Raw genomic sequence first — 25,852 nt, 5'->3', positions numbered from 1 at the left:
GAGTCGCTGTGAACTAGTTTAAAGGGAGTAAGATAAGCCATGTGTGAATTGCTCGGTATGAGCGCCAATGTTCCAACCGATATCTGCTTTAGTTTTACGGGCTTAATGCAGCGCGGTGGGAATACCGGCCCACATCGTGATGGCTGGGGCATTACCTTTTACGAAGGCAAAGGCTTTCGTACCTTCAAAGATCCCAACCCTAGCTGTAACTCTAAAATTGCAGAGCTCGTGCAAAATTACCCGATTAAAAGTTTAGCGGTGATTAGTCACATTCGTCAGGCCAATCGAGGTGGCGTGAATCTTGAAAATACCCATCCTTTTACTCGTGAACTTTGGGGGCGCTATTGGACGTTTGCCCACAATGGACAGCTAAGTGATTATCAAGACCTCATCACCGGACGCTTTCGTCCAGTTGGGCAAACTGACAGTGAGCTCTCTTTTTGTTGGCTGCTTAAGCAGTTAGAAGAGCGCTATCCAGAGCCTCCACAAGATATGGTCGGGGTATTTCGTTACATCGCTGAATGCTGCGATAGGCTTCGCGAGAAAGGGGTATTCAATATGCTGCTTTCCGATGGTGAATACGTAATGACTTACTGTACCAACCATCTTTACTGGATCACTCGACGCGCACCTTTTGGTAAAGCTTCATTAATTGATGAAGACGTAGAAATCAATTTTCAAGAAGAGACCACGCCCAATGATGTGGTGTCAATTATCGCCACTCAACCACTGACGGACAATGAAACTTGGCACAGAATGAAGCCTGGCGAGTTTGGTATTTTCCATTTCGGCGAGTTGATTGATGGTAATGAAGATGCGCTGGTGGATGTCGCTTTTGCACCGAAAAAGGTTGCCAGCCAAGCGCCGACAGAGCCGTTGGAATAAAGAGCGGGAACGGGCGTTGCCCTATGGAACGCTTTGCTTCGAGATGCGGGAACGGGCTTTGCCCTACGGAACGCTTTGCTTTGAGATGCCGGAACGGGCCTTGCCCTACGGAACGCTTTGCTTCGAGATGCGGGAACGGGCCTTGCCCTACGGAACGCTTTGCTTCGCGATGCGGGAACGGGCTTTGCCCTAAGGAACGCTTTGCTTCGAGATGCGGAAACGGCTTCGCCCTACGGAGCGCTTTGCTTCGGGATGGGGGAACGGGCGTTACCCTACGGAACGCTTTGCTTCGAGATGCGGGAACGGGCCTTGCCCTACGGAGTGCTTTGCTTTGAGATGCCGGAACGGGCCTTGCCCTACGGAACGCTTTGCTTCGGGATGGGGGAACGGGCGTTGCCCTACGGAGTGCTTTGCTTCGAGATGCGGGAACGGGCTTTGCCCTAAGGAACGCTTTGCTTCGAGATGCGGAAACGGCTTCGCCCTACGGAGCGCTTTGCTTCGAGATGTGGGAACGGGCTTTGTCTTACTTAGTGCTTGCCTTAAGTTTGTCATTCCATAGAGCGCGTTAGCGCGAGTAGGGAATCTTGTATTTGTTATTTGAAAACGAGATCCCCAACTCGGTCGTCCCTCCCTCTCGGGGATGACAATGTCTGATTTTTACTCGCCATGACTAAAAACTATTGACTCAACTCGTTCCCTAAAAGACAAAATATCCCGCATCCCGCATCCCGCATCCCGCATCCCGCATCCCGCATCCCGCATCCCGCATCCCGCATCCCGCATCCCGCATCCCGCATCCGTTTTTCGCACCCAACAAAAAAGGCCGATGTTTCCATCGGCCTTTTGCATGTTTTAACACTTAATTAAGCAAATTGTGCTTTTAGGTGCTCAACGATATCTGCCATCGCGACTGCGGTTTTCTCGCCGCTACGACGGTTCTTGTATTCGAAGTTGCCTTCGTCCATGCTGCGGTCGCCAATCACGATAGTGTGAGGGATACCGATCAGTTCCATATCAGAGAACATTACGCCTGGGCGTTCTTTACGGTCATCGAATAGTACTTCGATACCCATTGCAGTCAGTTCAGCGTATAGCTTCTCTGCTGCTTCTTGAACGCGCTCAGATTTGTGCATGTTCATTGGTACGATTGCTACTTGGAAAGGCGCTAGTGCGTCTGGCCAAATGATGCCGTACTTGTCGTTGTTTTGCTCAATAGCAGAAGCAACAACGCGTGATACACCGATACCGTAACAACCCATTTCTAGGATAACGTTTTTACCATTTGAATCTAGAACACCACAGTTCATCGCTTCAGAATAAACATTACCTAGTTGGAAGATGTGACCCACTTCGATACCGCGCTTAAGCATCAATGTACCTTGACCACATGGGCTTGGATCGCCTTCCACTACGTTACGTAGGTCAGCAACTTGACCAAGCTCTACGTCACGACCCCAGTTGATACCGAAGTAGTGTTTGCCGTCGATGTTTGCGCCCGCGCCAAAGTCACTCATTACCGCTACAGAGCGGTCAACGATAAATGGCAGCTCAAGACCAACAGGACCTAGCGAACCTGCACCTGCGCCAATTAGCTCACGCATCTCTTCTTCAGTTGCCATCTCTAGAGGAGCGGCAACTTCAGCTAGGTTCTCAGCTTTGATTTCGTTTAGTTCGTGGTCGCCACGGATGATCAGTGCAACGATTGGTGCATCGATTTCATCAGAAGCTTTAACGAATAGAGTCTTAACAGTTTTTTCGATTGGTAGATCGAACTGCTCAACAAGTTCTGCAATAGTTTTCGCGTTTGGCGTATCAACTAGAGTCATCTCTTGTGTTGGCGCTGCAAGCTCAACCGCAGGAGCAACCGCTTCTGCTTTCTCGATGTTTGCCGCGTAATCAGATTCAGTAGAGAAGGCGATTAGGTCTTCACCACTTTCTGCTAGTACGTGGAACTCTTGAGAGCCGTTACCACCGATAGCGCCTGAGTCTGCTAGTACTGGACGGTACTCAAGACCCATACGGTCAAACGCTTTACAGTAAGCATCGTGCATCGCTTGGTAAGATTTCTCTAGACCCGCTTTGTCGATGTCGAAGCTGTACGCATCCATCATGCAGAATTCACGTGCACGCATTACGCCAAAACGAGGACGACGCTCATCACGGAATTTAGTTTGGATTTGGTACAGGTTCATCGGAAGCTGTTTGTACGAGCTAACTTCATTACGCACAAGCGCAGTGATCACTTCTTCTGCCGTAGGGCTTAGTACAAACGGACGAACGTGGCGGTCAGTAAAGCGAAGCAGTTCAGGACCCATCTTTTCGCTGCGGCCTGTCTCTTCCCATAGTTCAAACGGCTGAACAACGGGCATCAAAGTTTCGATTGCACCTGCATTGTCGATTTCTTGACGAACGATGTTTTCGACTTTACGCAATACACGTAGACCAGTAGGTAGCCAGGTGTAAAGACCTGAAGCCAGCTTACGGATCATACCTGCACGTAGCATGAGCTGGTGGCTCACTACTTCTGCGTCGTTTGGAGTCTCCTTTAGAGTAGAAAGAAGATAATTACTGGTACGCATTAAATTTATCCGTTTATTAAAGTGAAATACTCTGGCCGCATAGGGCTGGAGTATGAAGGTCCCCAGAGGGGAAATTGTTAGCCGCTTATAATATCAGCCAAATCGCTTTGTCAAAAGTGTTCAATCGCAGTAACAGACACTAAGTTATCGTTTACGGTGAATTTAACGTTCAAATTGAATAAATTAACCGCATATTCTTTGTTGTCTGGCTTGTTTTTCTTATACGCAGGACGTGGATCTTGGGCGAGAACTTGCTCAATCACTTGGCGAATTTGCTGGCTATTGGCTTGTTTATCTAAGCTTTCAACTGCCGTAGGCAGAAAACAGACCGGTGTTTTTTCTGGTTCCTCTTCGGCATAGCCGCCATTGGCATCGATGATGGCATCGGTATAAGGAATATAAGGTTTGATATCCACAATTGGGGTGCCATCAACTAAATCCACGCTGCCGAGTTCGAGGTAGAACTGATCGCCTTGCTGGCTAACACCTTTCAACTCTACAGCAGACATGCCGATACCATTGGGGCGAAAGGTTGAACGAGACGCCAGTACGCCAATTCGTTCATTACCTCCTAAGCGAGGAGGACGTACGGTAGGCTTCCACCCAGCGGATAGGTTCTGATCAAACAGGAACAGTAACCAGACATGACTAAATTGTTCGATGCCGCGTACTGCTTCTGCGCAGTTGACGTCACCTTGCAACTTGATTCGGGCAGTGGCTGCCGGGACCAAGCGAGGTTGTCTTGGCACGGCAAACTTTTCTTTATATGGGCTTTGGACAAAACCAATCGGCTCAACGTTATACACAGCGTTATCTCTCACTTAATTCTTGCCACAAGATAGCACAATCACACTAGTCGCACTTCCTCTGTGATATTGCTTTTGTATAGAACGAAATAAATTACTTGATCTGCAGTTGATAATTGTTATCATTTGCTATGTTATAACATTTCAATTTGAGAGGGAGTGATGCAAGAAGGAATTCATCCTGAATACCGCAAAGTGGTGTTCCATGATACCAGTGTCGATAAGTATTTTATTATTGGTTCGACACTAAAAACTGACCGCACAATTGAGTGGCAAGATGGCAAGACTTATCCATATTTCACTTTAGATGTGTCGTCTGAATCGCATCCGTTCTATACCGGTAAGCAACGCGTGATGCAAAAACAGGGTCGAGTATCGAACTTTAACCGTCGCTACAGCCGTTTTAAGGAGTCAAAATGAAAGTCGTAAAGTCACTTAAAAGTGCAAAGAGTCGTCATCCAGATTGCCAAATTGTTAAGCGTCGCGGGCGGTTATACGTCATTTGCAAAACCAATCCACGCTTTAAAGCGGTACAAAAATAGAATACAAATTGGTAGTGATATTTACTGTTTGAATACTTTTTTATTTCTATTATTGACTGTTTGGTTGGTTATTTGTTGGTTAAAAATGCTGCAATATTAAATTATTGTTACATTTTTCATTTGTTTTGCATTCCCTCCTTAAAGTAGGCTGTCTCGGCTTTGTGACATTTCGTTCACATTTGCACAGGAATAACTACAAGGAGGGAACAGATGAGTTCATCTGATTCAATAAGACAACACTCGCCGAAGAAAACTCTTTTTACACGCTTTTTAGATACGGTTGAGTATTTGGGGAATCTATTACCTCACCCAATCACTTTATTTGCTATTTTCTGTGTCGCGATTCTCGTGACATCCGGTATTGCGGGCTATTTCGATGTGTCAGTGGTTGACCCACGACCAGAGGGGGCAAAAGGTCGAGCGGCTGATGGCATGATTCATGTTGTGAGCTTGTTGAATGCAGAAGGTCTGCAACTGATCGTAACCAACCTAGTGAAAAACTTTGTTGGCTTTGCACCATTAGGTACGGTACTGGTAGCGATGTTGGGTGTGGCAATTGCCGAGCATTCAGGGCTACTTTCTGCAGCGATGCGTGGTCTTGTAATGGGCGCATCTAAGCGCATGGTGACCGTCACCGTGGTGTTTGCTGGTATTATTTCCAACACCGCTTCTGAGTTAGGCTATGTTGTTCTTATCCCTCTTGCTGCGATGCTCTTCCACTCACTAGGGCGCCACCCACTTGCTGGTTTGGCTGCTGCTTTTGCGGGTGTATCCGGCGGTTACTCAGCCAACCTACTGATTGGTACCGTTGATCCGTTATTGTCTGGTATTACCGAGACAGCGGCGCAGATGATTGACCCAACATATACCGTTGGACCAGAAGTTAACTGGTACTTCATGTTTGTTTCTACCTTCTTTATCGCGATTACCGGTGCTTTCGTTACTGAGAAGATTGTTGAGCCTAAGCTAGGTAAATATAACGATGAAGAAGCGGCGGAAGATCTGTCACAAGACTCAATGGGTAAGCTAACCGACATTGAGAAAAAAGGTCTTAAGCTTGCGGGTTTAGCGGTATTGCTGGTATCGGCATTACTAGCGTGGACGATCGTTCCAGCTGACGGCGTATTACGTTCTGATGCAGGCACGGTGGCGGGCTCACCATTTTTGAAGAGTATTGTTGCCTTTATCTTTGTTTTCTTCGCCATTCCTGGTTTTGTCTACGGCAAAGTGGTTGGCACGATGAAAACTGACCGAGACGTGATCGATGCAATGGCAAAATCGATGTCTTCAATGGGTATGTATATTGTACTGGTATTCTTTGCCGCGCAATTTGTTGCTTTCTTTAAGTGGACCAACTTTGGTCAGGTGTTTGCGGTTGCCGGTGCTGGTTTCTTGCAAGAGATTGGCTTGACTGGACCAATGCTGTTCTTCGCCTTCATCTTGATGTGTGGCTTTATCAACTTAATGATTGGCTCAGCATCAGCCCAGTGGGCAGTAACCGCACCGATTTTTGTGCCGATGCTAATGTTGGTTGGTTATGCGCCAGAGACGATTCAAGCGGCCTACCGTATTGGTGATTCAACCACTAACATTATTACGCCAATGATGAGTTACTTTGGTCTGATTTTGGCGGTAGCAACTCGTTACGTGAAGAATCTTGGTATTGGTACGTTGATCGCGACTATGCTGCCTTACTCAATCTGCTTTATGGTGGGCTGGAGCTTACTATTCTACATTTGGGTATTCGTATTGGGTCTTCCAGTTGGTCCAGGTGCTGCGACGTACTACACGCCATAGTCATTAAGCTTAACGTGATACTTTTAGCCGGAGTCGAGAGATTCCGGCTTTGTCGTTTTTATGGTGGGTGTCATGGATTTAAACCTGGATTGTGCAGGATTAATTTCAGTGGCTTGCTTTGCTCATTTGACAGTAGTTTTAGGGGGTATTTAAGTGAATTACAGGCACAAAAAAGCTGGCTACTAGAGCCAGCTTTGGTATCGATAGACCGAAACAGTATTGATTACCAGCCTTTAACTACGCCACCTTTGAAGATTTCAGATGCTGCTGAGTACACTTCTTCTGATTGGTACGCTTTAACGAAATTAACCACGTTTTCTGCTTGAGCATTATCTTCACGAGCAACGATTAGGTTTACGTATGGAGACTCTTTGTCTTCAACGAAGATGCCATCACGTTGTGGAGTAAGATCAACAGACGCTGCATAAGTATTGTTAATCACTGAAAGCACAACGTCATCTAGAGAACGTGGTAGTTGTGCTGCGTCTAGTTCAACGATAGTTAGGTTTTTCGGGTTCTCAACGATGTCACGTACTGTTGCCAGTAGACCAACGCCATCACGTAGCTTGATCAGACCTTGTTGCTCTAGAAGCAGTAGAGAGCGACCTAGGTTCGTTGGGTCGTTTGGTACGGCGATACGATCGCCATCTTGGATCTCGTCAACTGCTTTGATTTGCTTTGAGTAGCCTGCAATTGGGTAAACAAAAGTATTGCCTGCGATCGCTAGCTTGTAGCCACGGTCAGCAATTTGCTGATCTAGGTATGGCTTATGTTGGAATGCGTTGATATCAATTGAGCCATCATCCAATGCTGCATTCGGCGTTACATAGTCAGAGAAAGTGATTAGCTCTACTTCAAGACCAAATTTTTCTTTTGCAACTTTAGCTGCAACTTCAGCAACTTGCTCTTCAGCACCAGCCATTACACCCACTTTAATCTTGCTGTTGTCGACTTCCTTCTCGCCACAACCCGTTAGCACAAGTGCGGATGCTGCTGCCACGATAGCAACTAAAGATTTAAAACCAAATTTCATAACACATCTCCTTATATGAATTCTTATCTGTGGTCTACGCGGCGAACAACAGCGTCACCGATAGACTGAATAATTTGTACTAACACAATCAACATCACAACAGTCACCGCCATGATCACGACATCGTAACGATGGAAGCCATAACGAATAGCAACGTCTCCTAAACCACCACCGCCAACGGTACCTGCCATTGCAGAGTAGCTGACTAGTGTGACTAACGTGATAGTGACTGAGTTAACAATCGTTGGTAGTGCTTCAGGAAGCAGTACCTTATTAATAATTTGCAGTGGTGTCGCGCCCATTGCTTGCGCCGCTTCTACCAAGCCAGTTGGAACTTCCAGTAGCGCACCTTCAATCAGACGAGCGACAAAAGGGATAGCACCAATGGTGAGTGGAACAATCGCAGCTGTTGTACCGATAAAAGTGCCGACAAGCAGCTTAGTGACCGGAATAATCGCCACCATCAACACCAAGAAAGGCACTGAGCGACCAATGTTAACGATCGCACCTAAGAAGTTATTTAGGCGAGGATTCTCAAGTAATCCGCCTTTCTTCGTGGTGTGTAGAATTACCCCTAGCGGGATACCAACGGCAAAGCCAACGATGCCAGCCACTGCAACCATATAGATGGTTTCCCACGTTGCACCAAGCAACAAATCTGCATTTAAGCTTAGCCAATCAGAAATGGTATTAAAGGACATAGCCAAGCACCTCTACTTTTACGTTGTTGTCACGCAAAAATGCAATTGCGTTGTTGTCATCTTCTTCGTTGCCAAACAGCTCTGCGACCATCATGCCAAACTTCACACCGCCAGCGTAATCAAGATCTGAGCTAAGAATACTAATGTCGATGTTGTATTTACGCGCAATTTGGCTCATTAGAGGTGCGTCAACTGTGGCACCGGTAAATTCAAGACGTACCAATGGGTAGCTATCGGCAACACGGGTTGGTTGCAAACGCGCTTGGTAATCTTCCGGGATCGACAAGTCCAACGTTGAGCGGATAAATTGATGCGCCAGTTCTGTTTTAGGATGCGCGAAGATCTCGCCAACAGAGCCTTTTTCCACTAGCTCACCACCACCAATAATCGCCACTTCATGACAGATGCTCTTGACCACATCCATTTCATGAGTAATCAATAGGATGGTGATCTTTAGCTGGCGGTTGATTTCACGCAGCAGTTCTAAGATGGACTGCGTCGTTGCCGGATCCAGCGCGCTGGTGGCTTCATCACAAAGCAGCACTTTAGGATCGCAAGCCAGCGCACGGGCGATAGCGACACGCTGTTTTTGACCACCACTTAAGTTTGATGGGTAGCTTTCATGTTTGTCGGCTAAGCCAACTAATTTAAGCAGTTCAGTTACTTTATTTTGGATGTGCGACTTTTCTTTACCTGCTAGTTCTAACGGTAATGCCACGTTTTCAAACACAGTACGCGATGACAGCAGATTAAAATGCTGGAAAATCATGCCAATGTTACGACGAGCTTCGCTTAATTGAGATTTGCTCAACTTGGTTAGGTCGACGCCATCGACGATGATTTCACCACTGGTCGGTGCTTCAAGCATATTCACACAGCGGATCAGGGTACTTTTACCAGCGCCAGACGCACCGATCACCCCAAAAATAGTCCCTTGGGAGATATGGAGGTTGATATCTTTCAAGGCATTAATTTCCTTTTTGCCTTGATAGAACACCTTATTTACCTGATTAATTTCAATCATTGAGAAACCTGCTTATGCTCGAGTGTTTGAACAGTATATTATTTTGAGCTACATCTCATTTAGTAGATGATGCTATGGGTTTGTTGAATTAGTGTCAATAGATATTTTTACGTCTAGACGTCTAAAATGCATACTGTAAGCAAACGATTAAGTAATTAGATAGTGATGAAAGAAATAAAGCGCGTATAATCACTGTCGTTATACAAGTAAATAGAGACAATAATTTTGGCGAAACCAGCAGTTTTTTTGGATCGTGATGGCGTAATTAACGTAGACCACGGCTATGTACATGATGAGCATGACTTCGAATTTATTGAAGGCGTTTTTGAAGCGACCAAAAAGCTACAGCAGATGGGCTATTTGCTTGTATTGGTAACTAACCAGTCGGGAATTGCACGCGGTAAGTTCAGCGAAGACCGTTTTCTATCTCTTACCCAATGGATGGATTGGAACTTTGTTGATAACGGTGTTGAGCTGGACGGTATCTACTATTGTCCACATCATGCAGAGCATGGACAAGGTAAATACAAAGAAGATTGTGACTGCCGCAAGCCAAAGCCGGGCATGTTTATTTCAGCGCGTGATTTCCTAAAGATTGATATGGCTAACTCAGTGATGGTTGGCGATAAAGCGGAAGACATGATGGCTGCAGAAGCGGCAGGTGTGGGGACTAAGATTTTAGTTCGCACTGGTAAGCCAGTGACAGAGCAAGGTGAAGCCTTGGCGAGCGCTGTGCTCGATAGCATCCGAGATGTACCTAATTATTTAGAGAAGTAATTAACCTAACTATCTAAAAAAATAGACTATTATTTAAAGGCTGCCGTTGCAGCCTTTATTTTTATCGGAGGTGACTATGAAAAGAGCCAGCATTTTTATCACTAGTGCTGTTTTGCTCGCGGGTTGTGCGACAAGTAATGACTCGACCACTGACAACAATGACCAGTATGGCTACCAATATCAATGCAGCGAGGAAAAACAATTTCTTGCTGATTATCTAATTGAAGAGCAGGGCGCTTTGGTGAAAGTGGAAGATGTTGAATATGCTTTAGTTCAAGTTCCAGCAGGGTCAGGGACGCGTTACATGCTGCCGGAAAATGCGCAAACTGAGATCAAGCCTGTGAATTTGTATACGAAAGGTAATTATGCTCGCTTAGAGCTAGGCCGCGAGATTTACAAAAACTGTGAAAGCCAATAATGTTATGGGCTGAGGTTAATTGAAGTCTACCTCAATGACCTTAGCCAATGACTTTCTAACCATGATTAAACCCTGAAGTATGAACAAAAAACTGACCATTTTAGATATTGCCCGCCTTGCTGGTGTTGGCAAATCGACAGTATCTCGCGTGTTAACTAACGATCCTAAAGTCAAACCAGAGACACGCATCAAAGTGGAGCAGGTGATCGCGGATTCGGGGTATGTCCCTTCTAAGTCTGCACAATCAATGCGTGGCGGCAGTCAACGCGTTGTTGGGGTGATTATTTCACGACTTGATTCGCCATCAGAGAACAAGGCAGTGGGCAGTATGCTGCAAGCGTTGTATCAGGCGGGTTATGACGTCGTTATCATGGAGAGTCAGTTTGACCCACAGAAAACCACCGAACATTTAGATGTACTTAAGCGTCGTAATGTAGACGGGGTCATCGTGTTTGGTTTTAGTGATTTGGATCTGTCGCAGCTTGAACGATGGCAAAATCGTGTGGTGGTGATCGCGATGGACACCAAACAGGTTTCTTCGGTCAATTACGACAACCACGGAGTGATCACTCAAGCGCTCGAGCATCTGCATCAGCAAGCTTTAACTCACATCGCTTACATTGGGGTGAATCCAAGTGACCGTACGACAGGTCAACTGCGCCTTGACGCTTACCTAACATGGTGTGAGCAACAAGGCGTGTCGCCAAATTATCAAACTGGCGATCTTAATCATGAGAGTGCTTACCAACTGGTTGAGAAAGTATTGCGCGAAGGCACTGAAGCGATTGTGTGCGCGAGTGATACCCTAGCGCTTGGGGTGATTAAACGTTTACAAGAGCTAGGCCGTGAGGATGTCATCGTGACGGGTGTTGGCGGCAATGAACTGCTCTCTTTTCTCTTTCCTAAAGTGTTCAGTATTGATCCCGGCTATGCCCAAGCTGGAGTGAAAGCAGCTAACTTATTGATTTCCCATATTAATGGTGAAGAATCTCACTCACATATCACTCAGCAACCCGTTCTATCTTAAGTTCCTATTTTTAAAGTGATTTAAAATTATACTGTGATCACTTTCAATTAATGGGACTGTTCCCATTTTTAGTTGTTATCGATTCTGTCAATATACTCATCAAGATTTGGGAATGTTCCCATTTAAATTAAGAACTATAAATAAATCAAATCCAATAGGGTGGACAGGGTTATGAGTAAGATAGCCAAACAAGATGTTGTGCGTCTGATCGAATTGGTCGGCGGAGCGGAGAACATTGCCAGTGTAAGCCATTGCTTAACGCGTTTGCGTTTTGTGTTAAACGACACTGCGAAAGCCGATGAGAAAGGTTTGGAAGCATTACCAATGGTTAAAGGCTGCTTTACCAATGCAGGTCAGTTCCAAGTGGTGATCGGCACGGAAGTTGATGAAGTCTACAAGGTGTTGATTACACTTACCGGTAAGAGTGAAGCTTCAAAAGAAGACGCTAAGAATGCGGCTCGTCAGAATATGAATGTACTGGAACGCGGGATTTCCCATTTGGCTGAAATTTTTGTCCCGCTACTGCCTGCGATTATTACTGGCGGTTTGATCTTAGGTTTCCGTAACGTGATTGGTGACATCAAGATGTTTGATGGTCAGTCACTGACTGAAATTAGCCAATTTTGGGCAACGGTACACAGCTTCTTGTGGCTAATCGGTGAAGCGATCTTCTTTTTCCTACCGGTTGGCGTGTGTTGGTCAACGGTGAAAAAGTTGGGTGGTACACCAATCTTGGGTATTACTTTAGGTGTGACCTTAGTTTCGCCCCAACTGATGAATGCTTATCTTATTGGTAAACAAGCGCCTGAAGTATGGGATTTCGGACTGTTTGTGATAGAGAAGGTTGGTTACCAAGCTCAGGTGATACCAGCGATGCTTGCTGGGGTGGCATTGGCATTTATTGAGACCAACTTAAAACGCATTGTTCCGTCCTACCTCTATTTGGTGGTGGTGCCGTTTGTCTCAATTATTGTGTCTGTGGTCTTGGCTCACTCAATTATTGGTCCGTTTGGTCGTATGTTGGGTGATGGCGTGGCGTTTGCCGCTAAAGCGGCCATGACAGGCGACTTTGCTGTGATTGGTTCCGTGATTTTTGGTTTCCTATATGCGCCATTGGTGATCACGGGTATTCACCACACTACTAACGCGGTCGATTTGCAATTGATGCAAGATTTAGGCGGTACGCCAATCTGGCCTTTGATTGCGCTTTCAAATATTGCTCAGGCTTCAGCGGTGGTCGGCATCATTATCATCAGCAAAAAACATGGCGAGCGCGATATTTCAGTACCAGCGGCCATCTCCGCTTATTTAGGTGTGACGGAACCGGCGATGTACGGCATCAACCTCAAATATAAGTTTCCAATGCTAAGTGCCATGTTTGGCTCTGCAGTGGCCGCGGCGATTTGTGGTATGTCGGGTGTGATGGCTAATGGCATTGGTGTGGGTGGTCTGCCGGGTATTCTATCAATCCAGCCACAGTTCTGGGGCGTCTATGCGCTAGCGATGCTGGTGGCAATCGTATTGCCAATTGTCTTTACTCTGTTCTTCTATAAGCGTGCTCAAGCCAAAGGTGAGCTTGAAACTGCCAACGCATAATTTTTTTGTCCCACGGCAGCTTTTGCCGTGGGTTTTCTTGAGCCGAAATCTCGCTCAAACTGGTAAGTGAAAACCGTTATGACAAATATCAATCCACAGCAAGATTGGTGGAAGAGTGCCACCATTTATCAAATCTATCCCAAAAGCTTTTGTGACTCAGGAGATAAAGGAACGGGTGACATTCGCGGGATTATTTCCAAGCTGGATTACCTAAAGCAATTGGGTATCGATGCCATTTGGCTAACGCCAGTTTATCAATCGCCGATGGTCGATAATGGCTACGACATCTCGGACTACTATGCGATTAATCCGCAGTTTGGTGATATGGACGATTTTGACGCGTTGCTTGAGCAGGCGCATCAACGCGGTATCCGAATTATTATGGATATTGTGGTTAACCATACGTCAACTGCCCATCAATGGTTCCAATCTGCCCTTGGTAACAAGCAGAGCCCATATCGCGACTACTACATCTGGAAAGATCCTGTAAACGAAGATGTGCCAAACAACTGGCAATCGAAGTTCGGTGGCAGTGCTTGGGCGTTAGACTCAAAGACTAACCAGTACTATTTGCACCTTTTCGCCACCGAGCAAGCGGACCTTAATTGGGAGAACCCAGAGGTTCGCCAAGAGGTAAAGAACATCATTAGTTTTTGGGCAGAGAAGGGCGTCGATGGTTTCCGTTTGGATGTCATCAATCTGATTTCCAAGCAACAAGATTTTCCTAATGATCAAGTGGGTGATGGTCGTCGCTTTTACACTGACGGCCCGCGTGTCCATGAATATCTGCAAGAGATCAGCCAAGCGGTGTTTCAGAAATACGGGAGCGTAACCGTTGGCGAGATGTCTTCCACCACGCTTGAGCATTGTCAGCAATATTCATCCCTCGATGGCAAAGAGTTGTCGATGGTGTTTAATTTCCATCATTTGAAAGTGGATTATCCTCAAGGGGAAAAGTGGACCAAGGCACCGTTTGATTTTATCCAGCTTAAGCAGATCTTTAACCATTGGCAGACCGGGCTAAGTAACAATGGTTGGGGTGCGCTGTTTTGGTGTAACCATGATCAGCCGCGTATTGTCAGCCGACTGGGTGATGACCAACGCTATCGGGTCGAATCGGCAAAAATGCTTGCCGCTTCGCTGCATATGATGCAAGGAACGCCCTATATCTATCAAGGTGAAGAGCTGGGGATGACCAACCCAGGTTATCAAGACATCACTCAGTATCGTGATGTTGAGAGTACCAATATGTACCAGATTATGGTTGAGCAGCAGGGTGTTAGCCATGATGAAATGATAGCGATTCTTGCGCAAAAATCACGCGATAACTCTCGTGCGCCAATGCAATGGGATGACTCAGTGCATGCTGGTTTTACCCAAGGTACACCTTGGCTCGAAGTAGCAAGTAACTACTCACATATTAATGCACAAGCAGCGTTAGCAGACACTAACTCGGTGTTTTATTTCTATAAACAGCTGATTGAACTGCGAAAGCAATATCCGGTGATCACGCAAGGTAGTTTTTATGACTTGTTACCTTTGGATGCGCGTTGTTATGTCTATTTGCGCGAAACAGAGACTCAGCAACTGTTATCAATCAGTAACTACTACGCTGAGCCAACGCAGTGTCAGTTGCCTGATGAGATTGAGGTAGAGAAAGCGGAGTGCTTACTCACTAACTACCCACAGCAGCCAATGCAGCAATCAGGCAACATCATTGAACTGCGCCCTTACGAGACCCGTATTATTCTTATTGATAAGTAACCCCCACTTGTTATCTGAGAGATATAAAGAAGGCTTTGGTTATTGACCAAAGCCTTCATTTTTTAGTATTAGCTGTATTTAACAATATAGCGGTGCGGTTTGTGGTTCATCCCGAGTACTAGGTTTAACGCAATGACACCAATCACGGAGTAAAGCAAGGTCATAGGATCAACAAAGAAGTACGAAGTCACTAAGATACTTAAGTCGATCACCATCTGAGTTTTGCCAACCGAGATACCAAATTTGTCTTGGATATAGAGGCATAGAACATTGAAGCCGCCCAGGCTTGAGCGATGGCGGAATAGGATCAGCATCCCCAAGCCCATCAAAAGACCACCCGCAATGGCACAATAGATAGGGTTAACCTTATCTACGCTGATGACTAAATGGAGGTGATCGGCAAAAACTGAAACCAAAGCGCCTGAAATCGCACTATTAAATGCAAACTTAGTCCCAAAACGTTTCCACGCTAACAGGTAGAATGGACAGTTTGCTAAAAAGTAGAGAGTACCAAATGACCATGGTGCGACTTGGCTAAGTAATAGTGCCAATCCTGTAGTGCCACCAGTCAGCAAGTGCGAGGCTTGGAGAAAGAAAATCCCTTGTGCCACAACTAAGGTGCCTGTCAGGATCGCGATCCAGTCTTCTTTACGAGTATGTTTTGCCATCGAAGATCATTTATCAGGTGAACGAAAGCCGTGCATAGTAATCAAAAGATGGGCTTTTCGGTAGCTTGATTTCGAAATTTAAGGTAAATCTATGTAATTGTCGTTTTACAAGGTGTAAAGATTTTAGTGATAATGATCACATTGTTATTCGGTTAACATGATAAACCTTGAAACACAGTATGAAAAAACTGCATGAGAAAATTGAAATTTTCTCTTTATGACCCAGATCAAATTAGTTAAAATGCGCGCCAATAGGGTGACGAAAACGTTTGCGTCGGGGTCGTTAACCAGTTTTTTGCAACTTTCAGTCTAAATCTGAGTCAGGAGATACAGATGCTTAAGCGTGATATGAACATCGCAGATTACGATGCGGAATTGTTCGCAGCTATCCAAGAGGAAACTCTTCGCCAGGAAGAACACATCGAACTAATCGCTTCAGAAAACTACACCAGTCCACGTGTAATGGAAGCGCAAGGTTCTCAGCTAACAAACAAATACGCTGAAGGTTACCCAGGTAAACGCTACTACGGTGGTTGTGAGTACGTTGATAAAGCTGAAGCTCTAGCAATTGACCGCGCTTGCCAGCTATTTGGTTGTGAATACGCGAACGTTCAGCCTCACTCAGGTTCTCAAGCAAACAGCGCAGTTTACATGGCGCTATTGAACCCAGGCGACACAGTACTAGGTATGAGCCTAGCACACGGTGGTCACCTAACTCACGGTTCACCTGTAAACTTCTCAGGTAAGCACTACAACATCATTCCTTATGGTATCGATGAAGCAGGTCAAATCAACTACGACGAAATGGAAGCGTTAGCTGTTGAGCACAAGCCAAAAATGATCATCGGTGGTTTCTCAGCTTACTCACAAATCGTAGACTGGAAACGCATGCGTGAAATCGCAGACAAAGTTGATGCTTACCTATTTGTAGACATGGCACACGTAGCGGGTCTAATCGCAGCAGGCGTTTACCCAACACCAGTGCCACATGCGCACGTAGTATCAACAACAACGCACAAAACACTAGCCGGCCCACGCGGTGGTCTAATCCTGTCAAATGCAGGTGAAGACATGTACAAGAAGCTGAATTCAGCAGTTTTCCCTGGAGGCCAAGGCGGCCCGCTAATGCACGTAATCGCAGGTAAAGCGGTAGCGTTCAAAGAAGCGATGGAACCAGAGTTCAAAGCATACCAAGCGCGCGTAGTCGAAAACGCAAAAGCAATGGTCGCGCAATTCCAAGAGCGCGGTTACAAAATCGTATCAAACGGCACTGAAAACCACCTGTTCCTAGTTGATTTAATCGACAAAGACATCACAGGTAAAGATGCAGACGCAGCACTAGGTGCAGCAAACATCACAGTAAACAAAAACTCAGTACCAAACGATCCACGTAGCCCATTCGTAACATCAGGTATCCGTGTAGGTACGCCAGCAATCACACGCCGTGGTTTCACAGCAGAAGATTCAAAAGATCTAGCAAACTGGATGTGTGACGTGCTTGATAACCTTGAGAACCAAGATGTTATTGAAGCGACGAAAGCGAAGGTACTCGAGATCTGTAAGCGTCTACCGGTTTACGCATAATTTCTGCCTAAATCACTCTATTTCTGTGTCAAAGGTGCTCATTTACTTACGTAAACTGTGCCCTTTTCCTTGAACTAGAGACGATTTAGTTTGAAATTGGGAGTTTAGAAAGAGTCCGCTAGGGTTATTTTTTATGCGTACTCTCCTAGAACTTCTTGCCACTATTTGCCAATGATGATTTCAAACCGTGCGTCTTTTCCTTGAACTAGAGACGATTTAGTTTGAAATTGGGAGTTTAGAAAGAGTCCGCTAGGGCTCTTTTTTATGCGTGCTCTCCTAGAACTTCTTGCCACTATTTGCCAATGCTGATTTCAAACAGTGTGCCTTTTGCTTGAACTAGAGGCGATTTAGTTTGAAATTGGGAGTTTAGAAAGAGTCCGCTAGGGCTCTTTTTTATGCGTACTCTCCTAGAACTTCTTGCCACTATTTGCCAATGCTGATTTCAAACAGTGTGCCTTTTGCTTGAACTAAAGGCGATTTAGTTTGAAATTGAAAGAATGGAAAGAGTCCAGCGGGGCTCTTTTTTTGTTGTCTATTGTCTTAAGCTGGAAGCGAAATGCTGCGAAAAGTGATTTGTACTAACCAAATGAAGTATCCAGAATTTTCCCGCATCCCGCATCCCGCATCCCGCATCCCGCATCCCGTTTCTCACTTCGAAATACTCAGCAGCGTGCCTGATTTGCATTTGAACGAATAGTAGCGTGAGCTTTCATTAAACTTACCTAACCCTTCTCCATCGCAATAGTCGATGTTGATATCGCGCATTGTTTCTAGAGTATCTCGTTGTGTTAACGCGAATTTCGAACCATCAGAGCAAAGAATTCGGACTCTGCCATCATCACTGACCGAATAGATATCAACTTCGGTATTACACAATTCAAAAGAGGCTTCGCGAAAGTGATCTTGTTGAGCTTGCGAGCTACAACCAAGTAATAGCGAGCTGCTACATACAGCAAGTAAAAGGAGTTTTTCCATGGCTATATCCTATTATCGTTATCTGCAGCTTTAATCGGCGGCCAGCTTAATTAGCGCTGCCATATAAGCCTAGAAGTGCATATTGAGCGCTGCAAGTGAAATAGGGTATTTTTGCCACAAATAAAAAAGACCAGTTAAAAACTGGTCTTCAAAAGGGGGAGTCTGCGAGTTATTTTACTTCGATACCTTGAGCTTGCATATCGGCGTGGTAAGAAGAACGCACGAATGGACCACAAGCGGCATGAGTAAAGCCTAGTTCTAGTGCAATCTCTTTGAGTTCATCAAACTCAGATGGAGGAACATAGCGTTCAACTGGCAGGTGGTGACGGCTAGGAGCGAGGTATTGACCAAGGGTAAGCATAGTCACGCCGTGTGCTCGGAGATCTTTAAGTACTTCGATGATCTCTTCTTTGGTCTCACCTAAGCCCATCATAATGCCTGACTTGGTTGGAATGTCAGGGTGCTGCTGTTTGAATTTTTGCAGTAATTCTAGTGACCATTTATAGTTCGCCCCTGGTCGAGCTTTACGATAAAGGCGAGGCGCAGTCTCTAGGTTATGGTTAAATACATCTGGCGGGTTGTCTTTAAGTAGATCCAATGCCACATCCATACGACCACGGAAATCTGGAACCAGCGTTTCAATCTTGATGTGTGGGTTCAGTGTACGGATTTCTCTATTGCAGTCAGCGAAGTGCTGAGCACCACCATCACGTAGGTCATCACGGTCAACTGAAGTAATCACCACGTACTTAAGCTTCATATCTTTGATGGTTTGCGCTAATTTTTGCGGTTCATCTGCTTCTGGAGTCAGTGGACGACCATGAGCAACATCGCAGAATGGGCAACGACGAGTACAGATTGCACCAAGGATCATAAAGGTTGCTGTGCCGTGGTTAAAACACTCGGCTAAGTTTGGGCATGAGGCTTCCTCACAAACTGAGTGCAGGTTGTTTTTACGCATCGCAGACTTAATATCTTGAATACGTTGGCTGTCTGCAGGCAGCTTGATCTTCATCCAGTCAGGCTTGCGCAGTACTTCTTTCTGCTCAACTGGCATGTTCTTAACAGGAATTAGTGCCATCTTGTCAGCATCACGGTATTTGATGCCTTTTTCCATTTGGATTGGTTTACTCATGCTTCTATTTCTTATCGTTTGGGACTTCTGTGCTGACTTCAATCTGTTGGTAATCCAACAGAGCCACGAGTTCTTTCAATAATTGCTCGGCGACAGTATCGACGTTATCCGGTCCACCAAGTTGGCTAACTTGAACCATTTCCATACCTGCATAACCACATGGGTTAATACGCAAGAATGGAGTCATGTCCATGTTAATGTTGAGCGCCAAGCCATGAAACGAACAGCCTCTGCGAATGCGTAATCCGAGTGAGCAGATTTTTTTATTATCTACATATACGCCGGGAGCATCTGGTCGAGCCGCTGAGTCGATATTGTATGCTTTCAGTGTATTGATCACGAGGTTTTCAATGTGTGTTACGAGATCGCGCACACCAATATTTTTCCTACGCAGATTGATCAGGAAGTAAACCACCAGTTGACCGGGACCGTGGTAGGTGACTTGACCACCGCGATCGCTTTGTACTACTGGGATATCACCTGTGTTTAACAAGTGCTCTGCTTTGCCTGCTTGACCTTGGGTAAAGACAGGGTTGTGCTCCACAAACCAAATCTCATCACGTGATTCATCACTGCGAGTGTTGGTAAATTCGTGCATTGCGCGCCAAATTGGCTCGTAATCCTGCTTTCCAAGATGCTTCACAACCAGAGTTTGTTGCATTCCTGAGTCCATCATTCATCAATTAAGAGCGTTGATTATAAACCTCTTTGACACTTTGAACTATATGTTGATAACACATTCTTAACCCTAGTAAATGTGTTGAATTTATATCTTTTTGATAAATAACAAAAAAGCAGCCGGAGCTGCTTTCAAAAATAATTTATTTTTTCAAATAAAGTTATAGAACCATGCGTACGATGTCGATTTCGCCCAGCTCTTTATAAAGCGTTTCAACCTGTTCGATTGATGTTGCTTTAATAGTAACAGATACCGCGTGGTAGTTACCTTTTGAGCTTGGTTTCACCGTTGGACTGTAGTCACCTGGAGCATGGCGTTGAATCACTTCAAGAACCTTTACTGGCAGTTCAGGCTTGGCATAGCCCATAACCTTGTAGGTAAACTTACAAGGGAACTCAAGTAGGTCTTTCAGTTTTGCGTCTGAGTTGATAGTCAACATGTTAAAAACTCCAAGTTGGAATATTGATCTAAGCAGCGCGGAATCTTACTGCCAATCAGGTTTAATCTCAAGATTACCGTTTATACCCGTCCTACTTAAAGTCGCAGCGCATTATTGGTTTAAAAAGGGACTGGCACTCACAAACCTCATCACATAGACTATCTATGCTCAGAGGCTTTGTTCCTTTGTCGCCTACCTGCAACTCCAAGTTGTTTGGTTATATACGGTCATAAAACAAAAGCCGCCCAGTGGCGGCTTTAAGATGTAATTTAGTGCCAGAGATTAGAAGAAGCTTTTAACCAGCATTACAATGTAATCCCAAAGGCGACTAAATAGGCTACCCTCTTGAACGTCTTCAAGAGCAAGAAGAGGGTATTGCGCAATATCTTCACCATCTAGTTGGTAGTATAGCGTACCAACTACGTCACCTTTACTAATTGGGGCTTCAAGTTCTTTTTCAAGTACGAAGCTTGCTTTTAGGTTTTTCGCTTGACCGCGCGGTAGCGTCACGTAAGTGTCTTGGTCTAAACCAAGTGCAACCATGTCTTTGTCGCCCATCCACACTTTTTCTTCAACAAACGTCTCACCTGCTTTGTGTGGTGCGACGGTTTCAAAGAAGCGGAAGCCGTAGCTCAGAAGTTTTTTACTTTCTGATTTACGAGCATTAGCGTTTTTGGTGCCCATTACTACTGCAACTAAACGCATTTTACCTTCAGTTGCTGAACTTACTAGGCTGTAACCTGCATTGCTTGTGTGACCGGTTTTGATGCCGTCCACATTCATGCTTTTATCCCATAGTAGACCGTTACGGTTGTACTGAGTGATGCCGTTGTAAGTGAATTTTTTGTCTGAGTAGATGCGGTACTCATCAGGCACGTCACGAATAAGTGCGCTACCAAGCAGCGCCATATCGTAAGGCGTTGAGTATAGCTCGTCGTTGTCTAGACCGTGCACGTTAGCAAAGTGCGAGTCTTTCATACCTAGTGTGTTTGCCCATGCATTCATTAGGTCAACAAAAGCATCTTCTGAGCCAGCAATATGCTCAGCCATCGCAACACACGCATCGTTACCTGACTGGACGATGATGCCACGGTTAAGATCTTTCACTTTTACCGTTGTGCCCACTTCGATGAACATTTTCGACGAGTCTGGGAAGTTTTTAGCCCAAGCATTTTGGCTGATCGTTACGTCATCGTTTTCAGAAATATTGCCGCGAGCAAGTTCTTGACCGATCACGTAGCTGGTCATCATTTTGGTTAAACTTGCTGGAGATAGCTTAGTATGCATCTCTTTCTCAGCAAGGACTTTGCCTGAATGGTAATCCATCAACACGTAGCCTTTAGCGGCAATTTGCGGTGGATCTGGCACAACTACTGGAGATGCAATCACTTGTGACGCGAAAGTGGTTGAAAGCGCAATAGAAGACGCAAAAACGGTTTTAAGTAACGTTGTTTTTTTCATATTGACTACAGGTTTATCTTGAACTGGCCATATCTTAACAGAAACCCCGTCTCAAACTAGTCAAGTGAGGGCTCTGAATGGTTAGGAATTTAATTTTTTCTGACGAATGCGCTCGAATAGCCCAATAGTTTAACTTGCTCTAACGTTTTTTGTGTTAGCGCATAGTCATCAAATGGGCCTAATATCACTCGGTGAATATCATTATCCGAATTTACAAAGCTCGCCACTGAAAGCTTTTGACCAAGAGTTTGCGCTAAAGTTTCCACGCGATCTTTGTGTTGTGATGAAGCAACTTGAATTTGGAATTTAGGTAACGCTGATTGTTTGGTTTCAGCACTTGGTTTTTCTGGTGTGAGCACTTCAATCTCTACATTAGCAGTTCCCGTTTTAATGACGTCTAACTTGGTCGCTGCCGCAAAGCTAAGATCGATGATTCGACCTGGGTGAAAGGGACCTCGGTCATTGACGCGCACAATAGTGCTTTTGCCATTATCAGTATTGGTGACTTTAACATAGCTAGGTAAGGGCAGTTGTTTATGTGCCGCTGACATAGAATACATGTCGTAAACTTCACCGTTGGAAGTTAAGTGACCATGGAATTTTTTGCCGTACCAAGACGCTTGTCCTTTTTCTTTAAAGCCTTTTGGATCTTTAATTACTTGGTAGCTCTTACCACGAACGGTGTAGTTTCTATTACCACCTCGGCTGTATGGTTCATATTGAGGTGTAATTTCATCAATATGCTCTACAGACATAGGTTTGTCAGGAGCTACATCATTTTTGAGTTCATAACGCTCTTCTTGATAGCGATCTGAATCAGAAAGAGGGGGAGTCGTTGGTTCTGTCGGAGTCGTTGGAGTCGGCTCCGGTTCTGAAGGCGAAGAGGAACAGCCAACCATAACGCTACTGATAAGAGCGAGGGCTGCAAGTTTGTGGATCGTATTCATTAATTTGCCTTCGAGAACGCTTTTCTATGTGTGTGGATAGACATCAAAATACCAAAACCGGCCATCAAGGTTACCATTGATGTGCCGCCATAACTAATTAATGGTAGTGGTACGCCTACGACGGGGAGGATACCACTTACCATACCGATGTTTACAAATACGTAAACGAAAAAACTTAATACAATACTGCCAGCCATCATTCGGCCAAAGGCACTTTGAGCCCGACTGGCGAGTACCAACCCACGCCCAATAATAAATAGGTATAGGCTAAGCAATACTAAAATACCGAACAATCCCCACTCTTCTGCTATGACAGCAAAGATAAAGTCAGTATGACGCTCGGGAAGAAATTCAAGTTGCGACTGTGTGCCTTGCAACCAGCCTTTACCTGCCACCCCACCAGAGCCAATCGCGATTTTACTCTGAATAATATGGTATCCCGCGCCGAGCGGATCAGATTCCGGATCAAACAGTGTACGCACTCGCACTTTCTGATACTCGCGCATCAAGAAAAACCACAATACAGGGATAAATGCGCCCAATGCTACCAATGCCGCAGTGATAATTTGCCAGCTAATACCGGCAAGAAAAATCACAAAGATACCGGAGGCGGCAATGAGTATTGATGTCCCTAGGTCAGGTTGTTTCGCTATGAGTATCGTCGGAACCATCAGCATGACTAGCGACATGACGATGGTTTGAAATGTCGGTGGTAGTGAACCTCGTCCAATATAGCGCGCGATCATTAACGGTACGGCGAGCTTGAGTAATTCCGATGGCTGGAAGCGCACAAAGCCGAGATTTAACCAGCGCTGTGCACCTTTCGACGCTTCACCAAAAAATAGAACCCCGATTAAGAGTGCCACACCGACAAAAAACATCAGTGGGGCAAGGGATTCAAACGTTCTCGGTGGTATCTGTGCGAGTAATATCATTACGCCCAACGACAAGCCCATTCGCATTGCTTGACGATCCATCATCGCAAAGCTCTGCCCACTTGCGCTATACATCACCACTAAGCCAAACCCCATTAAGGCGAGAATGCCTAATAGTAGGGGTAAATCGATGTGGAAACGTTCAAACAGCGATCGGTTTTGGCCTGTGGGGTGGGCAAAGTCCATTACTCTTCCTTGTTTTTGACTATATTCTTCTCGACTAACACGCGGTCAAATACCTTACGGGCCACAGGGGCACCATTACTAGAACCACCACCGGCGTTTTCTAGTACAACGGTGACAATTAACTTCGGATCGTCAAGTGGCGCAAATCCAGTATACAAAGCATGGTCACGTAGATGCTCGGCGATTTCGTCAGCGTTGTATTCTTCGTCTTCACCTAGACCAAATACCTGCGCGGTTCCTGATTTACCTGCTGTCATATATGGCGCGTCAGCAAATGCTCGGCGCGCAGTGCCTTTTCGACCATGGTTTACTAAACGCATACCTTCGATAGCAATATCCCAGTAACGGTCTTTGACACCAGTAATCGGTGGATAAGTGACAATCTCAGCCATTGAGTTGGTAGTGAAATCAGCACCGTTATCAATGGTTGCTCGCAATAGATGAGGCGCAATCACCTTACCGTGGTTCACCAGTACAGAAGTAGCTTTCGCAAGCTGCATTGGTGTTGCTGTCCAGTAGCCTTGTCCAATGCCGACTGGAATAGTATCACCTTGGTACCAAGGTGTACGATGGCGAGCCATCTTCCAATCGCGAGTTGGCATATTGGCTTTACTTTCTTCGTGAATATCAATGCCAGTGTAGTCACCGAAACCAAACATCATCATCCATTGGGAAATGCGGTCGATTCCCATGTCATACGCGACTTGGTAATAGAAAGTATCGACTGATTCTTCAATCGACTTAATCACATCGACTTTACCATGTCCCCAGCGTAGCCAGTCACGGAATGGCTTAGTCTTTGAGTTTGGAATTTTCCAGTAGCCAGGGTCATTTCGCGTGGTGTTCGGCGTAATAACACCTTCCGTAAGGGCTGCCACAGCCATCATAGGCTTGATGGTTGATGCTGGTGGGTAAATCCCCAACGTTGCGCGGTTTACTAGTGGACGATTTTTATCGTTGAGTAGCGCACGATAGGCTTTACCAGAAATACCATGAACAAAGGCGTTCGGATCATAACTTGGGCTCGAGACCATGGCGAGCACACCATTGTCATGAGGGTCGAGCACGACCGCACTGCCGCGGCGACCCGCAAGCAGTTTATGAACATACATCTGTAAGTCGATATCTAGGTTCAGAACCAGATCTTTACCAGGAATCGGCGGTACGTATTTCAAAACACGGATGATGCGTCCACGGCTGTTCACTTCAACTTCTTGATAACCGGCCGTGCCATGCAGCAAGTCTTCGTAGTAACGCTCGATACCCAACTTACCGATATCACGGGTGGCTTGGTAGTTGGCATCTTTTTCTTCACGGACTAGACGTTGCATATCACGATCATTGATGCGTGATACGTAACCAATGACGTGAGTTAATACTTCGCCATACGGATAGTAGCGCTTGAGGCTGGCATTCACGGCTACCCCAGGGAATTTATGTTGATTCACTGAGAACTTAGCCACTTGCTCTTCAGTCAACTGGGTTAGAATCGGTACCGATTTAAAGCGTCTAGTTTGGCGACGCTCTTTTTGGAAGCGCTCAACTTGTTCTGGTGTGATCTCGAGAATATCTTGCAGACGCGCAATCGTGTCGTCCATATCTTTGATTTTCTCAGGTGTGATCTCAAGGCTAAAAACCGGACGGTTTTCAGCTAAAAGTATCCCATTACGATCGTAAATAAGCCCGCGGTTAGGTGCGATTGGCACCACTTTAATGCGGTTATCGTTTGAGCGAGTTTTATAGTCTTGATATTGGTTAACTTGAATATTGTACAAGTTGGCCACTAACAGTCCCATCATCACGACAATACCAAGAAAAGCGACGATTGCACGGCTGGCGAACAGACGTGATTCTGCTTGGTAGTCTCTGATTTTGGTGCGCTTCCTTAACATGT

24 protein-coding genes are annotated in these 25,852 nt (G+C 45.5%); 10 read left to right on the top strand and 14 right to left on the bottom strand.

What is annotated here, in order from left to right; genetic code table 11:
• Positions 1-39: 39 nt before the first annotated feature.
• A complete protein-coding gene (locus IRQ95_RS11760) occupies positions 40-885 on the top strand; it encodes a class II glutamine amidotransferase (RefSeq protein WP_194437113.1) in 846 nt (281 codons plus the stop codon).
• Positions 886-1,748: 863 nt separating this feature from the next.
• On the opposite strand, the gene IRQ95_RS11755 is transcribed toward IRQ95_RS11760, so the two are convergent.
• Positions 1,749-3,464: a proline--tRNA ligase gene (locus IRQ95_RS11755; RefSeq protein ID WP_194437112.1), complete on the bottom strand. Its 1,716-nt coding sequence runs from the start codon at positions 3,462-3,464 to the stop codon at positions 1,749-1,751.
• A 110-nt stretch (positions 3,465-3,574) separates the two neighbouring features.
• Positions 3,575-4,270 carry a tRNA (N6-threonylcarbamoyladenosine(37)-N6)-methyltransferase TrmO gene (gene tsaA, locus IRQ95_RS11750; protein WP_194437125.1) on the bottom strand — a complete coding sequence of 232 codons (696 nt, stop codon included), beginning with the start codon at positions 4,268-4,270 and terminating at the stop codon, positions 3,575-3,577.
• 162 nt (positions 4,271-4,432) lie between these two features.
• Between tsaA and IRQ95_RS11745 the strand changes: the two genes are divergently transcribed.
• The 3 genes from IRQ95_RS11745 (at position 4,433) to IRQ95_RS11735 (ending at position 6,609) form a co-directional block, all read left to right on the top strand.
• Positions 4,433-4,690 carry a type B 50S ribosomal protein L31 gene (locus IRQ95_RS11745; RefSeq protein ID WP_075652457.1) on the top strand — a complete coding sequence of 86 codons (258 nt, stop codon included), beginning with the start codon at positions 4,433-4,435 and terminating at the stop codon, positions 4,688-4,690.
• The gene (ykgO, locus tag IRQ95_RS11740; protein WP_005380299.1) at positions 4,687-4,812 is read left to right on the top strand and encodes a type B 50S ribosomal protein L36; all 126 of its coding nucleotides are present in this window, start codon (positions 4,687-4,689) and stop codon (positions 4,810-4,812) included. Before IRQ95_RS11745 ends, ykgO begins: the two co-directional genes overlap by 4 nt.
• 210 nt (positions 4,813-5,022) lie before the next feature.
• Positions 5,023-6,609 (top strand): AbgT family transporter, encoded by a 1,587-nt coding sequence (locus tag IRQ95_RS11735; RefSeq protein ID WP_075652458.1) that lies wholly within the window; start codon positions 5,023-5,025, stop codon positions 6,607-6,609.
• Between the two features lie 223 nt (positions 6,610-6,832).
• Here IRQ95_RS11735 and IRQ95_RS11730 read toward each other — a convergent pair whose 3' ends face one another.
• Genes IRQ95_RS11730 through metN form a run of 3 tightly spaced genes read right to left on the bottom strand, consistent with a single transcriptional unit; the run spans position 6,833 to position 9,367 of the window.
• A complete protein-coding gene (locus IRQ95_RS11730; RefSeq protein WP_075652459.1) occupies positions 6,833-7,642 on the bottom strand; it encodes a MetQ/NlpA family lipoprotein in 810 nt (269 codons plus the stop codon).
• A 23-nt stretch (positions 7,643-7,665) separates the two neighbouring features.
• Positions 7,666-8,343 carry a methionine ABC transporter permease gene (locus IRQ95_RS11725; RefSeq protein ID WP_075652460.1) on the bottom strand — a complete coding sequence of 226 codons (678 nt, stop codon included), beginning with the start codon at positions 8,341-8,343 and terminating at the stop codon, positions 7,666-7,668.
• Positions 8,333-9,367, bottom strand: coding sequence for a methionine ABC transporter ATP-binding protein MetN (gene metN / locus IRQ95_RS11720; RefSeq protein WP_075652461.1), 1,035 nt, complete (start codon positions 9,365-9,367; stop codon positions 8,333-8,335). Before metN ends, IRQ95_RS11725 begins: the two co-directional genes overlap by 11 nt.
• A gap of 225 nt (positions 9,368-9,592) precedes the next feature.
• On the opposite strand from metN, the gene gmhB reads away from it, so the two are divergent.
• The 5 genes from gmhB to treC all read left to right on the top strand — a co-directional run bounded on the left by gmhB (position 9,593) and on the right by treC (position 14,949).
• Positions 9,593-10,144, top strand: a complete 552-nt coding sequence (gene gmhB, locus IRQ95_RS11715) for a D-glycero-beta-D-manno-heptose 1,7-bisphosphate 7-phosphatase (RefSeq protein WP_075652462.1) — start codon at positions 9,593-9,595, stop codon at positions 10,142-10,144.
• A 76-nt stretch (positions 10,145-10,220) separates the two neighbouring features.
• Positions 10,221-10,562 (top strand): MliC family protein, encoded by a 342-nt coding sequence (locus IRQ95_RS11710; protein WP_194437111.1) that lies wholly within the window; start codon positions 10,221-10,223, stop codon positions 10,560-10,562.
• Between the two features lie 79 nt (positions 10,563-10,641).
• On the top strand, positions 10,642-11,589 hold the full coding sequence (treR, locus tag IRQ95_RS11705; RefSeq protein ID WP_194437110.1) for a trehalose operon repressor TreR: 948 nt from the start codon (positions 10,642-10,644) through the stop codon (positions 11,587-11,589).
• Between the two features lie 171 nt (positions 11,590-11,760).
• On the top strand, positions 11,761-13,185 hold the full coding sequence (gene treB, locus IRQ95_RS11700; RefSeq protein WP_194437109.1) for a PTS trehalose transporter subunit IIBC: 1,425 nt from the start codon (positions 11,761-11,763) through the stop codon (positions 13,183-13,185).
• 78 nt (positions 13,186-13,263) lie between these two features.
• Complete coding sequence (gene treC, locus IRQ95_RS11695) at positions 13,264-14,949, top strand: alpha,alpha-phosphotrehalase (protein ID WP_194437108.1); 1,686 nt, start codon at positions 13,264-13,266, stop codon at positions 14,947-14,949.
• Positions 14,950-15,017: 68 nt separating this feature from the next.
• Here the strand turns inward: treC and IRQ95_RS11690 are convergent, their stop codons facing one another.
• Positions 15,018-15,617 (bottom strand): YitT family protein, encoded by a 600-nt coding sequence (locus tag IRQ95_RS11690; RefSeq protein WP_194437107.1) that lies wholly within the window; start codon positions 15,615-15,617, stop codon positions 15,018-15,020.
• Between the two features lie 333 nt (positions 15,618-15,950).
• On the opposite strand from IRQ95_RS11690, the gene glyA reads away from it, so the two are divergent.
• A complete protein-coding gene (gene glyA / locus IRQ95_RS11685; protein WP_194437106.1) occupies positions 15,951-17,201 on the top strand; it encodes a serine hydroxymethyltransferase in 1,251 nt (416 codons plus the stop codon).
• A 648-nt stretch (positions 17,202-17,849) separates the two neighbouring features.
• Here the strand turns inward: glyA and IRQ95_RS11680 are convergent.
• The 8 genes from IRQ95_RS11680 to mrdA form a co-directional block, all read right to left on the bottom strand.
• The gene (locus tag IRQ95_RS11680) at positions 17,850-18,176 is read right to left on the bottom strand and encodes a hypothetical protein (protein ID WP_194437105.1); all 327 of its coding nucleotides are present in this window, start codon (positions 18,174-18,176) and stop codon (positions 17,850-17,852) included.
• 169 nt (positions 18,177-18,345) lie between these two features.
• Positions 18,346-19,311, bottom strand: coding sequence for a lipoyl synthase (lipA, locus tag IRQ95_RS11675; protein ID WP_194437104.1), 966 nt, complete (start codon positions 19,309-19,311; stop codon positions 18,346-18,348).
• A 4-nt stretch (positions 19,312-19,315) separates the two neighbouring features.
• On the bottom strand, positions 19,316-19,972 hold the full coding sequence (lipB, locus tag IRQ95_RS11670) for a lipoyl(octanoyl) transferase LipB (RefSeq protein ID WP_194437103.1): 657 nt from the start codon (positions 19,970-19,972) through the stop codon (positions 19,316-19,318).
• A gap of 178 nt (positions 19,973-20,150) precedes the next feature.
• A complete protein-coding gene (gene ybeD / locus IRQ95_RS11665) occupies positions 20,151-20,429 on the bottom strand; it encodes a DUF493 family protein YbeD (RefSeq protein WP_194437102.1) in 279 nt (92 codons plus the stop codon).
• A gap of 282 nt (positions 20,430-20,711) precedes the next feature.
• Entirely contained in the window at positions 20,712-21,890 is a 1,179-nt protein-coding gene (locus IRQ95_RS11660; RefSeq protein ID WP_194437101.1) for a serine hydrolase, read from the bottom strand.
• Between the two features lie 89 nt (positions 21,891-21,979).
• Positions 21,980-22,837 (bottom strand): septal ring lytic transglycosylase RlpA family protein, encoded by an 858-nt coding sequence (locus IRQ95_RS11655; protein WP_194437100.1) that lies wholly within the window; start codon positions 22,835-22,837, stop codon positions 21,980-21,982.
• Positions 22,837-23,958, bottom strand: coding sequence for a rod shape-determining protein RodA (gene rodA / locus IRQ95_RS11650; RefSeq protein ID WP_194437099.1), 1,122 nt, complete (start codon positions 23,956-23,958; stop codon positions 22,837-22,839). Before rodA ends, IRQ95_RS11655 begins: the two co-directional genes overlap by 1 nt.
• A complete protein-coding gene (gene mrdA, locus IRQ95_RS11645) occupies positions 23,958-25,850 on the bottom strand; it encodes a penicillin-binding protein 2 (RefSeq protein ID WP_194437098.1) in 1,893 nt (630 codons plus the stop codon). Before mrdA ends, rodA begins: the two co-directional genes overlap by 1 nt.
• Between the last annotated feature and the right edge of the window lie 2 nt (positions 25,851-25,852).

The organism is Vibrio fluminensis (genome assembly GCF_015278125.1).
In the GTDB taxonomy this organism is placed as follows: domain Bacteria; phylum Pseudomonadota; class Gammaproteobacteria; order Enterobacterales; family Vibrionaceae; genus Vibrio; species Vibrio fluminensis.
The sequence above is the reverse complement of the archived record's forward strand: the minus strand, read 5'-3'. Positions and strand labels throughout refer to the sequence as shown.

Bases quoted from the DNA above. Each gene is read 5' to 3' on its own strand.
- IRQ95_RS11760 (WP_194437113.1), top strand. From the start codon at position 40: ATGTGTGAATTGCTCGGTATGAGCGCCAATGTTCCAACCGATATCTGC.
- IRQ95_RS11755 (WP_194437112.1), bottom strand. From the start codon at position 3,464: ATGCGTACCAGTAATTATCTTCTTTCTACTCTAAAGGAGACTCCAAAC.
- IRQ95_RS11745 (WP_075652457.1), top strand. From the start codon at position 4,433: ATGCAAGAAGGAATTCATCCTGAATACCGCAAAGTGGTGTTCCATGAT.
- ykgO (WP_005380299.1), top strand. From the start codon at position 4,687: ATGAAAGTCGTAAAGTCACTTAAAAGTGCAAAGAGTCGTCATCCAGAT.
- IRQ95_RS11735 (WP_075652458.1), top strand. From the start codon at position 5,023: ATGAGTTCATCTGATTCAATAAGACAACACTCGCCGAAGAAAACTCTT.
- IRQ95_RS11730 (WP_075652459.1), bottom strand. From the start codon at position 7,642: ATGAAATTTGGTTTTAAATCTTTAGTTGCTATCGTGGCAGCAGCATCC.
- IRQ95_RS11725 (WP_075652460.1), bottom strand. From the start codon at position 8,343: ATGTCCTTTAATACCATTTCTGATTGGCTAAGCTTAAATGCAGATTTG.
- metN (WP_075652461.1), bottom strand. From the start codon at position 9,367: ATGATTGAAATTAATCAGGTAAATAAGGTGTTCTATCAAGGCAAAAAG.
- IRQ95_RS11710 (WP_194437111.1), top strand. From the start codon at position 10,221: ATGAAAAGAGCCAGCATTTTTATCACTAGTGCTGTTTTGCTCGCGGGT.
- treR (WP_194437110.1), top strand. From the start codon at position 10,642: ATGAACAAAAAACTGACCATTTTAGATATTGCCCGCCTTGCTGGTGTT.
- treB (WP_194437109.1), top strand. From the start codon at position 11,761: ATGAGTAAGATAGCCAAACAAGATGTTGTGCGTCTGATCGAATTGGTC.
- treC (WP_194437108.1), top strand. From the start codon at position 13,264: ATGACAAATATCAATCCACAGCAAGATTGGTGGAAGAGTGCCACCATT.
- IRQ95_RS11690 (WP_194437107.1), bottom strand. From the start codon at position 15,617: ATGGCAAAACATACTCGTAAAGAAGACTGGATCGCGATCCTGACAGGC.
- glyA (WP_194437106.1), top strand. From the start codon at position 15,951: ATGCTTAAGCGTGATATGAACATCGCAGATTACGATGCGGAATTGTTC.
- IRQ95_RS11680 (WP_194437105.1), bottom strand. From the start codon at position 18,176: ATGGAAAAACTCCTTTTACTTGCTGTATGTAGCAGCTCGCTATTACTT.
- lipA (WP_194437104.1), bottom strand. From the start codon at position 19,311: ATGAGTAAACCAATCCAAATGGAAAAAGGCATCAAATACCGTGATGCT.
- lipB (WP_194437103.1), bottom strand. From the start codon at position 19,972: ATGCAACAAACTCTGGTTGTGAAGCATCTTGGAAAGCAGGATTACGAG.
- ybeD (WP_194437102.1), bottom strand. From the start codon at position 20,429: ATGTTGACTATCAACTCAGACGCAAAACTGAAAGACCTACTTGAGTTC.
- IRQ95_RS11660 (WP_194437101.1), bottom strand. From the start codon at position 21,890: ATGAAAAAAACAACGTTACTTAAAACCGTTTTTGCGTCTTCTATTGCG.
- IRQ95_RS11655 (WP_194437100.1), bottom strand. From the start codon at position 22,837: ATGAATACGATCCACAAACTTGCAGCCCTCGCTCTTATCAGTAGCGTT.
- rodA (WP_194437099.1), bottom strand. From the start codon at position 23,958: ATGGACTTTGCCCACCCCACAGGCCAAAACCGATCGCTGTTTGAACGT.
- mrdA (WP_194437098.1), bottom strand. From the start codon at position 25,850: ATGTTAAGGAAGCGCACCAAAATCAGAGACTACCAAGCAGAATCACGT.